The organism is Proteiniclasticum aestuarii (genome assembly GCF_017368455.1).
Taxonomy (GTDB): Bacteria; Bacillota; Clostridia; order Clostridiales; family Clostridiaceae; genus Proteiniclasticum; species Proteiniclasticum aestuarii.
Genome location: NZ_JAFNJU010000004.1, coordinates 107,416 through 123,626, shown reverse-complemented (window position 1 = coordinate 123,626; position 16,211 = coordinate 107,416). Strand labels below are relative to the sequence as shown.

Here is a 16,211-nt window from a genome sequence, read left to right as displayed (position 1 = left end):
GAAATCAAGGAGAATGTTTGATCTATGGGACGCTCAAACCATTCTCGTAGTTCTACTTTATGTTGTATTTCTGATTTACCCCATTGCAAATCTGCTGAAACTTGCACTGTTTACAGACTCAGGATTTACGCTGGAATATTTCCAGAAATTCTTTTCTCAGTCCTATTATTCTGCAACACTGAAGAACTCCTTTGTGGTGTCCACACTGGGGACGGTGTTTGCACTGATCATAGGCACGCTCATCGCTTATTTCTTTACAATGTACAGCATTGCCGGGAAAAAGACCCTGCGGATTTTCATTATCCTTGCTTCCATGTCCGCACCCTTCATCGGAGCATACTCCTGGATCCTCTTATTAGGAAGAAACGGAGTCATCACGAATTTCTTCGCGGATCTGGGTATTCAGACACCGGAGATTTATGGGGTATTCGGTATCGTTCTGGTGTTCACCCTTCAGCTTTATCCGCTGATCTTCCTGATGGTGGGTGGGTCCATGAAAAAGATCGATATGTCCCTTCTGGAAGCTGCGGAAAATATGGGGGTAACGGGATTCAAGAGATTCTATAAGGTGATCCTGCCTCTGGTTGTCCCTACACTGCTGTCTTCCTCCCTTCTGGTCTTCATGAGAGCCCTTGCTGACTTCGGAACACCGATGCTCATAGGGGAAGGGTATCGTACTTTTCCTGTGCTGATCTTCAACGAGTTTGTGGGGGAAGTGGGGGGAAGCGCAGGCTTTGCCAGTGCCATCTCCATCATTGCCGTCATCATCACGACCATCATATTCCTGATCCAGAAGTATATAGCCAACAGGAAAGCCATCACCATGCATACCTTGAGACCCATCGAGATTCAGAAGCCTAAAGGTGTGCTGAAAGTGATCATGCATCTCTTCATCTATATCGTGGTTCTGGTGTCGATCCTGCCTCAGGTGTATATCATGTACACCTCATTCAAGAACACCAGCGGTATGGTGTTTGTGGAAGGATACTCTTTAGACAGCTATCGCAGAGCATTTTCCGGAATGTCGGATATCATCTGGAATACCATCAGGATACCCTTTGTTGCGCTGATCCTGACTGTAGCGGTAGGCGTGATCATTGCTTATCTCACGGTGAGAAGAAGCAATGTTTCAACGGGAAGTATTGATATCGTATCGATGATCCCCTACATCATTCCTGGTACAGTCATGGGTATCGCATTTCTCATGGCATTCAATAATGGTATTGCCGATTCAGGAATTCTTGCCATCGGCGGAACCACTACCATCATGGTCATTGCACTGGTCATAAGGAGGCTTCCTTATTCCATCCGGTCATCGGTGAATGCGCTTCAGCAGATTCCCATGTCCACGGAAGAGGCTGCATACAGTCTTGGGAGCAGTAAACTGAATACTTTCATCAGAATCACCATACCCATGATGCTTCCAGGCATCATAGCCGGTGCCATACTCAGCTGGATCACCATGATTTCGGAGCTGTCTACGGCCATACTTCTTTATACGGTGAGAACACAGACCATGACTATAGCCATCTATACGCAGGTTATCCGTGGAAACTATGGCGTTGCAGGAGCACTATCAACCATTCTGACTCTATTAACGGTTCTTTCTCTTCTCATCCTGAACAAGGTAGGAAGAACGGAAGACATTACAATGTAATCACTATTCTCAGCCGGATGCCGAAAGGAATCCGGCTTTCCCCATTTCAAGGGAGAACAGAGCTCCAACGCAGACGGTGCGCTGAAACTGGATCCAGAGGAGATGTAGGAGAAGAGGAATGATGCGTACCTTGGAGGAGAGGAGGAAGACACCCATCAGGAAGTGCCGCCAAGTGACAACTTCATGAAAAAATGAGATTTGCCGCATATATGAGAATAGGAGCGTATTTGGGCGTATTTGTGATATGGTTTAGCGAGATAAAGTGTCACCAATCTATGAAATGGTATACATCATTTGACGAAACACAATTAGTATTATATAATTAATAACTGGAATATTGTTATATTATATAAGTTTAGAGCTTTATATATCATTAAGGCTCTTTTTTATTTCACTACAATAAACAACATGAAAAGGTAGGTGGTCAAATGAAGAAAATTGAAGTCAGAGATCTGACAAAGATCTTCGGCAAGCATCCGAAGCAGGGTGTGCGTATGCTAAAGGAAGGAAAATCCAAAGATGAGATTCTAAAGGAAACCGGCATGACCGTCGGAGTGAATAGAGTATCCTTTGATGTGGAAGCGGGAGAAGTCTTCGTCATCATGGGGCTGTCAGGAAGTGGTAAATCGACGCTGATCCGTCTGGTGAACAGACTCATCGAGCCTAGTAACGGTACCATTCTCATTGACGGGGAAGACATCTCCAAGATGGACAAGAAGCAGCTCATGGAAACAAGAAGAAAGAAGCTGGGCATGGTGTTTCAGAATTTCGGACTCTTTCCCCACAGAACCATACAGGAAAATACCGGGTATGGACTGGAAGTCCAGAAGAAGGACAAAAGCGTCATTGCGGAGAAATCCAGACAGGCGCTGGAACTGGTTGGCCTGAAGGGCTATGAAGACCAGTATCCCAATCAGCTCTCCGGTGGTATGCAGCAGAGGGTCGGCCTTGCAAGAGCCTTGGCCAACGACCCGGATATTCTGCTGATGGATGAGGCGTTTTCCGCGCTGGATCCGCTCATCCGAAAAGGAATGCAGGATGAGCTTCTGGACCTGCAGCAGAAAATGCAGAAGACCATCCTTTTCATCACCCATGATCTGGATGAAGCGCTGAAGATCGGTGACCGGATCGCCCTCATGAAAGATGGCGTCATCGTTCAGATCGGGACACCGGAGGAAATCATGACCAATCCTGCAGATGACTATGTGGAGAAGTTCGTGGAAGACGTGGACAGATCCAAGGTATTCACAGCAGGGAACGTCATGATCCGTCCTGAAACCATCCAGCTTGGAAAAGCAGGACCCAGAGTTGCGCTGCAGAGAATGAAGCAGGCGGGGATCTCCAGTGTCTACGTGACAAAAAACAACAATGAACTCTATGGCATCGTTACAGCGGAAGCTGCAGCGGAGGCCATCAAAAACGGAGTGAAGGATCTGGGTGAGATCGTGGACACCAATGTGCCCACCGTCTCACAGGATGTGGCCCTCATCGATCTCTTCGATAAGATCCACAATACACAGATTCCCATGGCGGTCACAGAGGATGGAATCCTTAAGGGAATCATCGTCAGAGGCGCAGTTCTAGCAGCACTATCCAGAAACGAGGTGAAAGCAGATGAATAACATACCACAGATTCCATTGGTGGAATGGACCGACACCATGGTCAGCTATCTGAGGCAGAATGCCCAGTGGATCTTTGAACCCATCAGCGAGTTTCTGGATACCTTCGTGGGTTATATCAGCGACGCCCTGCTGTTTCTTCCACCATGGGTGCTGATTCTGGTTCTGGTGGGCCTGACCGTCTATTTCACGAAGAAGATATGGGGACTGCCCGTATTCATTCTCTTCGGACTGCTGCTCATCTGGAACCTGGATTTCTGGGAAGGCACCATGATGACCCTGTCTCTGATCCTGGCGGCAAGTCTTGTGGCCATTGTCATAGGGATTCCGGTGGGTATCTGGATGGCCAAGAACTCCACCGTGGAAAGTATCGTGAAGCCGATTCTCGACTTCATGCAGACCATGCCGGCCTTTGTCTATCTGATTCCGGCCGTGTCATTCTTCGGCATCGGAATGGTCCCAGGCATCATCGCCTCGGTGATCTTCGCCATGCCGCCGGTGGTCAGGCTGACAAACCTGGGAATCCGGGAAGTGTCCACCGAGCTCATTGAAGCAGCGGATGCCTTCGGTTCCACCGGCGCCCAGAAACTGTTCAAGGTGCAGATTCCACTGGCCAAGAACACCATCATGCAGGGCGTGAACCAGACCATCATGCTGGCACTGTCCATGGTGGTCATCGCTTCCATGATCGGAGCAGAGGGTCTTGGAACAGAAGTCTACAGAGCCATCGGTAGAAACCAGGCTGGAATGGGCTTCGCATCCGGACTTGCCATCGTCATTCTTGCCATCATTCTGGATCGACTGATTCAGGCCATGAACCGCAGGAAGCACTAGGTTAGAAGTAACCTGTCATCAGGCAGGTTTTCACATACACAAGGAGGAATACAACATATGTTAAACAAGAAGTACAAGAAACTCATCACCGCATCCATAGCAGCCATGGCGATTTTCGTCGCAGGGTGTTCAGGAGCCGCAGAAGGGGAAGACCCTGCATCAGGAGAGACTTCTCTCGGTGAGCAGCTGGACTACACCATCACAGGAATCGATGCCGGTGCAGGTGTCGTACGATCTGCTGAAGAAGCAGTGGAAGCCTACGGCCTTGAGTACACGGTTCAGACCAGTTCAGGGGCAGCCATGACCCAGGCGCTGTCTGATGCCATTGAAAATGAGGAACCCATCATTGTAACCGGATGGAATCCCCACTGGAAATTCTCAAAGTATGATCTGAAGTATCTGGAAGATCCTAAGGGATCCTTCGGTGAAGCGGAAAACATCCACACCATCGCAAGACTGGGACTGGAAGAGGATATGCCAGAAGCCTATCAGGTACTGGACAACTTCTACTGGGAAGGCTCTGACATGGAAGATGTCATGGTACAGATCAATGAAGGCGGAGAACCTGAAGAAGTTGCTAGAGAATGGGTGGACAACAATCAGGAGAAGGTATCCGTATGGACAGAAGGCGTAGAAGCTGTAGATGGACAGGAAATCAATCTGGCCTATGTGGCCTGGGACACTGAAATCGCGTCCACCAATGTCATCGGAACTGTTTTAGGTGACCTTGGCTATGATGTGACCCTGACTCAGGTGGAAAACGGACCTATGTGGGAAGCGGTAGCTTCTGCGAAGACAGATGCCATCGTGGCAGCATGGCTTCCTGGAACCCATGGAGACCACTATGAGAAGTTTGAAGCGGAAATCGATGATCTTGGACCCAACCTGGAAGGTGCTGCCATCGGCCTCATCGTACCAGCATACATGGACATTGATTCCATAGAAGATCTCATCGAAGACTAGTAGAATAAGACGAATGAAGAGGCGTTCCCGCAAAGGGGACGCCTCTTTGTGCACAGAAAAAAGGAAGCGCAGATGCTGAAAAGCAATGGGTTGTAACAGTTATTTCATTTTTATTTCTTATGTAGGTGGTATAATGGGCATAACCATAGAGCGATAGGGATTCGTGACACACGCAGAGTAAAAGCCAGCAGCCTCGTTCTCTTTACTTGCCATTACATGAACTTTCGACTGATTTGGAGTGATGAAGATGAACAAAACTGGAAGAAGAAAGAACAAGTGGATTGTCATTGGTGTACTGCTTCTGATGGGTGCATTCCTGTTCTGGGGATGCGGAGGAGGCGGGGATGCGGAAGAGCCCCAGGGAGAGCAGCCTTCTCAGGGAGAAGAAGGGACTCCTGAGCCAGGAGAAGAGACTCCTTCAGAGGAGCCGGAAGAAGCTGAAGAGCCGGAAGCGGAGAATGAACTCAGTGAGGAGGAACTCTCTGATCTATTCACCGGTGGAAGGGAAATGGATGAGTTCTACTATGAGATGAAAGTCACCGGTATGGGAGAAGAAGACTACACCACAAAGATGTACATGAAAAGCGGACTCATGAGGATGGAAAGTGAAGTCATGGGCCAGAGCGCCATGATGATCTACACGGAGGATGCATTCTATACACTGGATCCTCAGTCAAAAACAGCCATCAGGATGCCCATGGGGATGGACGATGGTGAGGATCGAGACATTCCGACACTGGAGGATTTCACGGAGGATGTGGATGAGAGCAGTATGAACTACCTGGGAAAGGAAACCATAAACGGTGTGTCCTGTCATGTGGTGGAATCCAGAGATCGGGATTCCGGATACCAGGTGAAGATGTGGCTTCATGAGCAGTACGGTTTTCCCATGAGAGTGGAAACCAGAATGGAGAATGATGAAATATATGTGTCCGAAGTCACGGACTTCAAAGTGGGCGGTCTATCCGACGACCTCTTTGAAATACCTGAAGGATATCAGATTATGGATCTGGACAGCATGATGCCTACGGCACCTTAGTCTGGAGTTCCATTGAAAGGTCAAGATTATAAAGAGTTGTCCCGAGCACCAAGAGTGCTTGCACCTTCAGGACGGCTCTTTTTCCATATGCAGGGCTGGCAAGAAAAAGGAAAAGAGGAAGTCTGCGGGCCAAGGATGAACGGGTGAAATCGGATGTATCATCATTGTTTGAAGAGGTCCATTTCGGTATACTGAAATGAAAGATCCTGGAGACCAGCTGTAAGGTTTCCATGGCCACGGAGAAATTGCGGAGAAGGATTCAAAAGAATAAAGAGAAGGCGGGGAACTATTATGAGACTGACAGTTTTTGATGTCGGAGGATCCAGTGTAAAGTATGCCCTTTGGACAGAAGACCATCTGGAAGGAAAGGGGGCTTTTCCCACTCCGGCAACCTGGGAGGAGATGAATGAGGAAATGGGCAGGATGATAAGTTCACATGCTTCCACAGGCGAAATCCAGGGAATTGCCTTGAGCTGCCCGGGAGCAGTGAACAGGGAGACCGGCATCATTGGGGGGCTCAGTGCGGTGCCCTACATCCATGACTTTCCGATCCGGGAAGAACTGGAAGCGCTCTTTCACCTGCCGGTCAGCATGGAGAATGATGCCAACTGCGCTGCCCTGGCAGAGCTTCATGAAGGGGCCGCGAAAGATGCGGACCATGCTCTTTTTCTCATCATCGGCTCCGGCATCGGGGGCACGGTGATTCAGGGAAGAAAGCTGCACAGAGGGAAAAATCTTTTCGGAGGCGAGTTCGGCTACATGCTGCTGGATGAGACCCATACGTTAAGTGACCTGGGCAGTCCTGTGAAAGCGGCGGAGCGCTACAGGATAGAAATGGGGCTGGATGCGGCAGATGGAACCCTTCTTTTCTCTGAAGCGGACCGAGGGGAACCCGCAGCGATGAAGCATGTGGAAAGTCTCATGGATGCACTGGCCAGGGGCATCTACAATCTTTCCGTGGCATTCAATCCGGACCTTGTGATTCTAGGGGGAGGAATTTCCGAAAGGGAAGACCTCATAGAACGCATTTCAGGGAAAGTGGTGCAGCACCTGAAGGACCGGGGTGCAGAGGCTCTTGACGTATCCATTGTTCCCTGCACCTTCAGAAATGACGCCAATCTTTTTGGAGCCGTATTGAATTTCCTTCAGCCGGATCAGAACTGAAGCAGCATTGTGAAGCGTGTGGTAAAGCAGAGCGAAGAGCCTGCTTTTTTTATTTCGCGGATTATTTTTTTTATAAATTATTGTAAAACAATAATTTATGGCGTATACTACAGGTATTAAATTATCGTAAGACAATAATTCATGGAGGATGGTATGAAACAGAATATCTTTAAGAAAATACTCGTAGTCGAAGGGGTTCTCCTTGTGGCGTTTTTCCTTCTGAAAGCAAGCCTGCCTGAAGTCTTCAGTTCCCTCATGGCCTTTCCTTTTGAGCAGATCGGAAAGATTCTGAGAACGCTGTCTCTCTCAGGCAGTGCAGAAAATATCCTGGCCCTGGTCTTCTATCTTCTTCTGAGCCTGATTCCGGCAGTGATTTATCTCTTCCGATTCAGAAAGAAGAAGGTGGAGAAGGAAGACCATCTGCTTCTGCTCCTAAGCGGAGTGCTGCTCCTGGTTCTGTACTACATGATCAATCCCGGCAAAATGGGTATGGTGTTTGGCAGTGCTGCAGGGGCGCCTGTGGGCAAAGCCTTCCTCGGAGGAAGTGTCTACTCGGTCCTCATCGCCTATGGGGTGCTCAAGGCCCTGCGGATTTTTCTGGGAGCGGAGAAAAGTGAGGTGTCGAAGTATCTGGTCTGGCTTCTCGGGTTTCTGAACATCCTTTTCGTATTCAACGTATTCGGATTGTCCTTCGGAGGCTATCTGGAAGCCAGGAAGAGTTTTCTTGCAGGAAACACGGACCCCAGTCAGAATCTCTTTCTGAGCGAGGTGTTTCTTCTGCTTCAGCACCTGGTCAGGGCACTGCCCTATTTTCTCAGCATCTTCCTTGTGAATCATCTCATGGTGCTTTCTGATGAAATCAGAAAAGATCGATTCTCTGAGGAGACCATGCAGAAAGCCCATGTGCTTACCAGGCTTTCCGTGAAGGTCCTGGTGGGGATCGTCTTATCGGGTATGGGCATCCACATTCTGCAGCTTCTTTTCATGAAGGAGATTCTGTCCATCAACGCATCGCTTGTGATACCGGTGATGCCCATGATCTTTGTGCTCGGTGTGCTTCTTGCGACCCAGTTTCTCAGTGAGAACAAGAGGCTGAAGGAAGACAATGATCTGTTCATATAGGAGGTGGATGATTTGGCCATTACAGTGCATCTGGAAGAGGTGCTGAAAGACCGGGGGATGACCTCCAAAGAGCTTTGTCAGAAGGTAGGCATCACAGAGGCGAATCTGTCCATCCTCCGAAGCGGAAAAGCCAAGGGTATCCGCTTCGGCACCGTGAACAGAATCTGCTACTTTCTCAGCTGTGACGTGGGAGACATTCTGAAATTCGATGGAAATCTGGAGGAGTATGATGAAAATGAAAAAGAGTAGGAAGACTGGAATTGTGACTCTCTTCCTGTCCATGTTGATGATTCTGGCAGGATGTCAGCTGGCCGTGGAGGAAGGCAGTGAAACTTCTGTGGAGGACAGGCTCATCGGAGCGCTGATCACTACAGACTCCATGAATTCCTTGTGGGGAGAGCAGGAGCTGACTCCTGAGATGTTTGAGGACATGGAAGATGGCGTACTGATTCTGGAGGAATATGAAAACAGGAGTGAGGGCGTTCTTTACGCCATTCCTTCCTATGAAGAAAAGAAATACGTTTTTGAAGGGGTAGAAGGATATGCCATGTTTGTGGCTGTGATCCATAATGAAGAGGAGAATGAGACCTACAGCTCGGCTGTGGCCGATCCTGAAATCAGCGATCTGAGTACACACATCACGGGTGGAGATGTGTATAAAGTCGAGCTCTCAGGGACCATCTACTTCTCGGAGAATAGAGCAGAACGTCCCTGGCATATGAATCCTGTCTATCAGAAAGAGAACGGTGTGGTCTACGCTATGCCGGGGGGCATGGGCTTCTCCATGGGAGGAGAGACAGGAGAAGGCACATCAGGATCCACCCGGACGGATCAGACGCTGAGCTATACGGAAAACGGCGAGACAAAGTCTTTTGAATCTCATATCGAGATCAACTATACATTCATGTATGCGCCAAGCAGAATCACGGTGGTGGAGATGAATGCAGACAACCAGGTGCTCATCCGAAGAGAATATGAGCCTGGAAAGCTGCCGGAGGAAATGGGAACCAATGAGGAAGCGGAGTATCTCATCATCGAGACGGAAAAAGCCGGAGAAGATGGAAAGACTTTCGTGGAAAGGGAAATCGTCAATAAGGGGGAGGAATCCTTTGCCAGCTATTACGAAATGGAAAACGGCATCATCAGCAAGATGATGACCACCATTCTCTGGAGAGAATAAGCTCATAAGGGGTAGTACAGGATAGAAGAATCAGATCGGCAACAGAAAAATATAGGTAACCGACTCTCTCATAGCAAGAAAGAGGGAGGATGGGCTCTTCCAGAAAGACGCTGGGGATTACTGGGTAACAGAAAGAAATGCCGATGAATTACACCAATGCGATGGAGTGAACCATATAAGATTTCTTCGGAAGGCTGTGACCATAAGGGGACTGAAAAGTCTTCTTATGGTCACTTTTTATGCTGTTTTCGCGAAGCGCCCAATGAATTACTGAAATATGTTTATATATATTTCATCAAAAATTCTTGTGTTGAGTATATACTGGGATTAATAAAAGTGTGAAATATAAGTCAATCAGTGGTTTGTAATGAATATGCATCAATCTGTCACGTGAAAGATCAGTTTCTAGTTAATATTTTATGGTTATGCCTTTGAAATTTGCTTCAGCGTTTTTCATTATCAAGTTGCTCTAAGATCTGAAGGAGGATCCAAATCATGTCCAATAAGCGAAGAAGATTCCTGTCTGTTTTTACGGCTGCGGTACTTCTTTTTGCATTCTCTGGTATCAGCGCACCAGATCCAGTCCATGCAGATACCGGGGAACTTGTCTATCTTGCCCTTGGCGACTCGGTCTCCTATGGGATGAGCGCTACTGCCGGCAATGGATACACAGAGCTTTTCAAAACCTATCTTGATGGCAATCCAAAATATTCCATGGTGGATCATCGGAATCTTAGCGTGCCAGGATTTACTGCAGAAGAGCTGTACAGGCAGGTCAAAGACCGAAATTACGCTGAGCTTATTCACGGTGCGGACATCATCACGATGAACATTGGAGGAAACAACATTCTAGGCACGGTCATCGGACTTGTGAAGCAGCTTTATCCCGAAGCGCCAGGTACGCTGGAAGGACTGAATCAAGCTGTGAATGCGGACCCCTCTCGTATTGCTGCCATACTGGAAAAGCTGAAAGACCCCACATCCCCTGAGAGCATGGCCCTGACTCTGGCTCTGGCCTCGGGTGTCACGAGTTTTAAACTGTATTATTCGCTTCTACTGAAAGAGATAAGAGCCCTTGCACCAGATGCTGAAATCTATGTGAGTACGCTGTACAGTCCCGTGGAGTCGGATTCAGACATAGCCATGCTTCTGAATCCATACATTCACAGCATCAACCTCTCCATCAGAGCGTACCAGTTCAGATACAGATACAATGTGGTGGATGTATACAGTGCCTTCAGAATAACAGCGAAAAAGGTAGTGGAGTTCAATATCACAGACGATCCGTTTAATGTGGATATCCATCCCAATGATGAGGGGCATGGCGTGATTTTCAGGACGCTGAAACTGAGACTGTGGAGTGCACACTCCAGATATTATTACAGTTGAAGTAATTAGGATTTCTTGACTTGATATCAAAATTCATGCGCTACAGACAATTCCAAGCGCTTTTTCTGGATGCATCAATGAAACCAAAGATAAGCTGTGGCTAGGATGAATAACTCGGCGAAAAACAGGTAAATCCCTCACGGGCGGTATCTGTTTTTTATCTGTTAAGGAGAAAACATCTTCGTGGTATGTGTTGCTATAGACAGGGGCCTAGATGATGAAAGATAGAAAAGGTTGAATAATCCGTAGTAACTGAAAAAGAAGAGCACATTGTATCTATAGTATAGTTTCAGAATGAATAGCTCTTTTCTTGAACAGCTTTTGGTTTGCAATCAGGCTGCATTTTATAAGGAATCGCTTCATTTCTTTCGTCTAGATTTATGTCCGTGAGCATCACAAGTGATATGCCCAGTCAGAAATGGAAAAGACCGCTGCTTCGCTCTATTTCATAGCGCTGCAACGGCATACTGCTTTTTATCTTTTCCTTTTTTCAGCTTTTTCAGCTATCCTCTCAGTACACTCAGATCTGGCCCTCTTCCCTCCAGCATATCTTTCACTCTTCTGCCGATGAGTGTGCTGTAGATCGGATGGGTAAGAATGTAGAACTGATCTTCTTCAATGCCGTTGAGCACACTCATGCCGATGCTGTCAATGGGCATACCGGTTCTGATGACAAATTCCGCTTTCTTCTGACCACTGTAATAGTCCGGGCTGCTATAGTAAGGGTCGCTTTTATCCATGAATCTTTCGGGACGATGTCTTTCATAATTGTGCAGGTCTGTCTGGACGAAGCCCGGACAGAACACGGACAGTCTGATATTGGCGCCAATGGCCTGCAGGTCATAACTGGTGCTCTCCGTCAGTGCAACACTCGCGTGCTTTGTGGTGTGGTATGCGGGCATACCGTTGGAAGTGATGAGCCCTGCCACGGATGCCACATTAAGAATGTGACATTCCGTTTTCTGCTTCAGCATAATGGGAATGACTCTTCTCATGGCATAGACCTGACTCATGAGGTTAGCGCCGATGATCCAGTCCCAGTCCTGAAGAGGAAGTTTCCATACTGGACCTGAAATCGCCACCCCTGCATTGTTGACCAGAAAATCAATGCTCCCGTAGGTATCAAGTGCGATATCCACCATCTTCTGGACTTCAGCATCAAGAGTCACATCGCAGTGTACGCCTGTGACTTCTGCGCCTTTCTCTTTGAGAAAGGAAACCGCTGCTTCAAGGTCGTTCTCATCAATATCTGCTAGAACTAGTTTCATCTGTCTTTCTGCACATTCTTTTGCGATTTCGAAACCGAATCCGTTGCCGGCACCGGTGATCAGTGCAACTTTATTTTTAAATTCTTTCATATTCAAAGACTCCTTTCTCTAATAGGTAGTAAAGGCGAATGCCTGAGTGTATCCATCCTTGATGGCCTCTTGTATACGGCCTGCCTTGTCAGCATCACCAATGACTCTGATGTTTTCGAAGGATTCACTGAAAGCCTGGACCATTTCTCTTCTAGGCGTCACGCCAAGGGCAAGGACAACGGTGTCGGCTTCCACCATAGATGGCTGGGATGTCATCTGATTCATGAGAGTGATGCTGTCCTTAGAGATGGACATCAGCCTGTGATTGGACAGTATGGTCGGATCATGTTTGCCAAATCGCATCATGAGATCAGCAAGAATGGTTCTATTGACGCCAGGACCGATGGTCTTCTGCATCTCCACCAGTGTCACAGCATGTCCTCGATCAGCCAGAAGCTCCGCAGTTTCCAGTCCGGTCAGTCCTGAACCGATGACAGCCACTTTTCCCTGAGGTGTGGATTTTCCCGTGAGTACATCCTCCGCTTTCATGACGTTTGCACCATCAATACCTGGAATAGGAGGGATGGTAGGCGAGGCGCCTACAGCCACAAACACACCTGCAGGATCAAGGCTTCTGACCAGTTCCACTGTGGCTTTCGTATTCCTTCTCACTTCCACACCGCTTTCCTCAATTTCACGGATGAGTCCATTGGTCATGAGATGTACTTTTTCTTTGATGGGCGCTTTATCTGCAACATTAAGGGTGCCACCGAGTTTTTCTCTCTCGTCGAATAAAATGGTATGGAAACCCTTCTGATCAAGTACCAGAGCTGCCTGCATACCAGCAGGTCCACCGCCTACCACTGCAACGGTCTTACCATGACCATTCTTCTCCAGTGAGGAAAATTCAAGTTCTCTGCCAAGAGCTCCATTTACGCTGCATTTGATGTGTCTGCCTTGATTCAGTTCAGCAAAGCAGTTCAGGCAACCGATGCATTTTCTGATTTCATCACTTCTTCCTTCTTTCGTTTTCTTCACCCAGTAAGGATCTGCCAGATGCCCTCTTGCTACGCCCACAAAATCACATACACCTGATTCAAGAAGCTTTTCAGCGGTTTCCGGATCTTTGATGTTGTTTACAGCAATGACTGGAATCCTCACATTATTTCGGACTTCTTCTGCCAGATGTTTTTTCCAACCCTGGGGATAGGATCCAGGCTCGATGATCGTTGTTGCACTTTCATAGGTTCCGCTGCTGACATTGATGGCATCAATGCCATAGCTTTCCAGTGTGCGCGCAATCTTCACTGAGTCTTCCAGCTTGAGGCCACCATCCACATACTCGTCTGCGCTGATTCTGACAGAAACAGGGAAGTCCGCTCCGCACATGTATTTGATGCCTGTGATGATTTCTGATACGATACGCAGTCTGTTGGTGAAGCTGCCACCGTATTTGTCTGTTCGCTTGTTGCTGTAAGGAGATACAAACTGATTGAGCAGATAGCCGTGAGCAACGTGAAGCTCCACCCCATCCGCTCCTGCTGTCTTGGCGATGACGGCACCTTTAATGAATTTCCTGACGAGACCTTCACATTCCTCTGTGGTCAGTGCTCTTGGCATTTCCTGAGTCACCTGACACATGATGGCTGATGGTGCAACAATCTGCTTTCCGCCTAGTAGATGGCTTTTGGTTTCTCGTCCCGGGTGATGCAGCTGAATGAAGACTTTAGTACCGTATTTCTGGATGGTTTCGATCATCCTCTCCAGATGGGGAATATGCCTGCCTTCAGTGACAGAAAGTTGATTCGGTGTGCCGACCCCAAACTCGTCATCGATTCTGGCGATTTCTGTTATGATGAGACCGACGCCTCCCTTAGCACGTTCTTCATAGTATTTCGTGATGACCTCATTGGCTTCCCCCATGGAGTTAGCCAGATTCACACCCATGGCGGTCATGACCACACGGTTTTTCAGATGGACGTTGCCGATTGATCCTCTTTCAAATAACTTTTCGTAATTCATAATTCACTCCTTATAGTAGGTATTCTGATTAGTTCAGGCATTCTGAACAATAGCTGTTGCGTTTCGGGAAAGGTAGAAGGATAGTGCTGAAGCAATATCCGCGTTCGGAATGCTCGTCTGTTGTTAAACAGTAAAGTGTTGACTGACAATTCATGAATGGTCTGTTATAATAATAACAAAGGGTGAGATATTGGGATAGATGAATGATGCAAGAATAAATGCAAAGCTTTTGTGCTATTTGCACAAAGGCTACCGGTACGGAGAGGAGCCTGAGAATATATGAGATTCAGTCAGCTTAAGAATCGCCTGGAAAATGACTACGGTCTGGTATTTGTGGACGCACGGATCCGAGAGGAAGATGAGATTGAAGAAATTGCACTTCTGGAAGCAGGGGTAGAAGCTCGAGATAAGGTGCTTTACGTTGCGCCTTCGGACACTTTTTTCTCCTGGCAGAAAAGTAGGAAAGGAAAATTACCAGAGAAAAGGAATATGCTTCTCGGACTGAAAAAGGGAAGAGAAGATGAGGATGACTTCTCATCATGCAGAGGTGAGATTCAAAGTACAGGGAACATTGAAAGCTATGCAGTCGTCAGTGAAATGGAGATTCTGAAAACTCTTCAGGCCGCAAATAACATTCTGCATGAGGAAAAAAGAACCGGAACGGAAATGGCTGAGCTCATGGCACTGACCATGAAAGCCAATGATCTGAAGGAGATGATTGCTTCTGTTTCGGTGAAACTGGATAATCCAATTATCCTTATTGATTCAGGATTCAAGATTCTGGATGTGTCTTCAGAAGATTCCATTGATGATCCCATCTGGATTAAGAATCTGGAAAGAGGATACTGTTCCTATGAGTTTATAAGAGAAGTGCAGAAACTAGAGGAAAAAGGACCCTTTCCGAGCAATTCCACCACCTTTGAAGTGATCTGCCGGTTTTCTCTCTACCGGAAATTGTGCAGTAAGATTTTCTGGAAAAATCATCTGGTAGGATATGTGATTCTGCTAGAAAAGAACAAAGCGAAAGAAGCACTGGCAGAAGCGTTTCTTCCCTATCTTGGCAGTGCTGTCTGTGAAATGCTCCAACGCTCGGAAAAGCATAGAGGGATTTTTGGCTCTCAGAGAGAAAACCTGCTCTATGAACTTCTTCATGGTGGAGAGGAGGAGCTGATTCGTATACGCATGAAAAACAGCAGGATCGAATTTCCTGAAAAGGTGGTGTGCCTTGTGGTTCGACCCAATGAATACCTAAACAGTATTCATGCAGCCGAATTCCTCAAGGAACAGATCCTGCGGATATTGCCAGGTTCATCCTATCTGAAAGAAAAGAGTCAGATGGTATTTATTGTCCGCATCCAGAAAGATGGAAAGTTGAAAGCAGAAGAAGAGAAGAGGCTTCTTTCTTTATTTCATAAGGGTGTGGAGCACATGGGAATTAGTAGACCCTGTGCGAATATCATGAACCTGAAGGAGGTCTACAGGCAATGCATAAAGCTCTACAGAATCAGAGAGAGACTGCGTGTAGAAGATGAAATCATGTATTTTGAAAAGTACAGCTTCTATGTCATGATCAGTGAAATGAAAGAAAGAGAGCTCTTTCAGTTTTCTCATCCTGCATTAAGAACGCTTAGAGAGCATGATCAGGCACATAACAGTGAACTTTATGAGACGCTTTGTGTATTCACACGATGCCGTGGCCATATGATCAAAGCGGCAGAGTTACTCTCTATTCACAGAAACAGTCTTTCATACAGAATCAGTCGGATTCTTGATCTCACTGGCCTTGATCTTCAGGATGATGAAGAGATCTTCCGGCTCATCTGCGGATTCAAACTGGAACAGTATCTCCGGGTTTCGGGGTCTGTATAATGAAATCTCAAAGCATAATAAAACCCGCTCATGAGGAGCGGGTTTTAATTTTAA

At 47.2% G+C, this 16,211-nt stretch carries 13 protein-coding genes; 11 read left to right on the top strand and 2 right to left on the bottom strand.

Translation table 11 applies throughout. From position 1 onward, the window contains the following. Nucleotides 1–13 precede the first annotated feature (13 nt). From J3A84_RS06610 to J3A84_RS06565, 10 genes are all read left to right on the top strand, one after another. Entirely contained in the window at nt 14–1,657 is a 1,644-nt protein-coding gene (locus tag J3A84_RS06610) for an ABC transporter permease (RefSeq protein WP_242694054.1), read from the top strand. Between the two features lie 428 nt (nt 1,658–2,085). Further along, nucleotides 2,086–3,279: a quaternary amine ABC transporter ATP-binding protein gene (locus tag J3A84_RS06605; protein WP_207599214.1), complete on the top strand. Its 1,194-nt coding sequence runs from the start codon at nt 2,086–2,088 to the stop codon at nt 3,277–3,279. Continuing rightward, nucleotides 3,272–4,111 (top strand): ABC transporter permease, encoded by an 840-nt coding sequence (locus J3A84_RS06600; protein WP_207599213.1) that lies wholly within the window; start codon nt 3,272–3,274, stop codon nt 4,109–4,111. Before J3A84_RS06605 ends, J3A84_RS06600 begins: the two co-directional genes overlap by 8 nt. Nucleotides 4,112–4,168: 57 nt before the next feature. After that, entirely contained in the window at nt 4,169–5,074 is a 906-nt protein-coding gene (locus tag J3A84_RS06595) for a glycine betaine ABC transporter substrate-binding protein (RefSeq protein ID WP_207599212.1), read from the top strand. 247 nt (nt 5,075–5,321) lie between these two features. Beyond that, nucleotides 5,322–6,113 carry a DUF4412 domain-containing protein gene (locus J3A84_RS06590; RefSeq protein ID WP_207599211.1) on the top strand — a complete coding sequence of 264 codons (792 nt, stop codon included), beginning with the start codon at nt 5,322–5,324 and terminating at the stop codon, nt 6,111–6,113. Nucleotides 6,114–6,404: 291 nt separating this feature from the next. After that, on the top strand, nt 6,405–7,277 hold the full coding sequence (locus J3A84_RS06585) for an ROK family protein (RefSeq protein ID WP_207599210.1): 873 nt from the start codon (nt 6,405–6,407) through the stop codon (nt 7,275–7,277). A gap of 153 nt (nt 7,278–7,430) precedes the next feature. Continuing rightward, nucleotides 7,431–8,399, top strand: a complete 969-nt coding sequence (locus tag J3A84_RS06580) for a hypothetical protein (RefSeq protein ID WP_207599209.1) — start codon at nt 7,431–7,433, stop codon at nt 8,397–8,399. Between the two features lie 12 nt (nt 8,400–8,411). Further along, nucleotides 8,412–8,648, top strand: coding sequence for a helix-turn-helix domain-containing protein (locus J3A84_RS06575; protein ID WP_207599208.1), 237 nt, complete (start codon nt 8,412–8,414; stop codon nt 8,646–8,648). Continuing rightward, nucleotides 8,629–9,579: a hypothetical protein gene (locus tag J3A84_RS06570; RefSeq protein ID WP_207599207.1), complete on the top strand. Its 951-nt coding sequence runs from the start codon at nt 8,629–8,631 to the stop codon at nt 9,577–9,579. Before J3A84_RS06575 ends, J3A84_RS06570 begins: the two co-directional genes overlap by 20 nt. Before the next feature lie 495 nt (nt 9,580–10,074). Then, complete coding sequence (locus J3A84_RS06565; protein ID WP_207599206.1) at nt 10,075–10,968, top strand: SGNH/GDSL hydrolase family protein; 894 nt, start codon at nt 10,075–10,077, stop codon at nt 10,966–10,968. 503 nt (nt 10,969–11,471) lie between these two features. On the opposite strand, the gene J3A84_RS06560 is transcribed toward J3A84_RS06565, so the two are convergent. Next, nucleotides 11,472–12,326, bottom strand: a complete 855-nt coding sequence (locus J3A84_RS06560; protein ID WP_207599205.1) for an SDR family NAD(P)-dependent oxidoreductase — start codon at nt 12,324–12,326, stop codon at nt 11,472–11,474. Nucleotides 12,327–12,344: 18 nt separating this feature from the next. Beyond that, on the bottom strand, nt 12,345–14,288 hold the full coding sequence (locus J3A84_RS06555; protein ID WP_207599204.1) for an NAD(P)/FAD-dependent oxidoreductase: 1,944 nt from the start codon (nt 14,286–14,288) through the stop codon (nt 12,345–12,347). Nucleotides 14,289–14,567: 279 nt separating this feature from the next. Here J3A84_RS06555 and J3A84_RS06550 point away from each other — a divergent pair, with 279 nt between their 5' ends. Further along, on the top strand, nt 14,568–16,157 hold the full coding sequence (locus tag J3A84_RS06550; RefSeq protein WP_207599203.1) for a PucR family transcriptional regulator: 1,590 nt from the start codon (nt 14,568–14,570) through the stop codon (nt 16,155–16,157). Nucleotides 16,158–16,211: the final 54 nt, after the last annotated feature.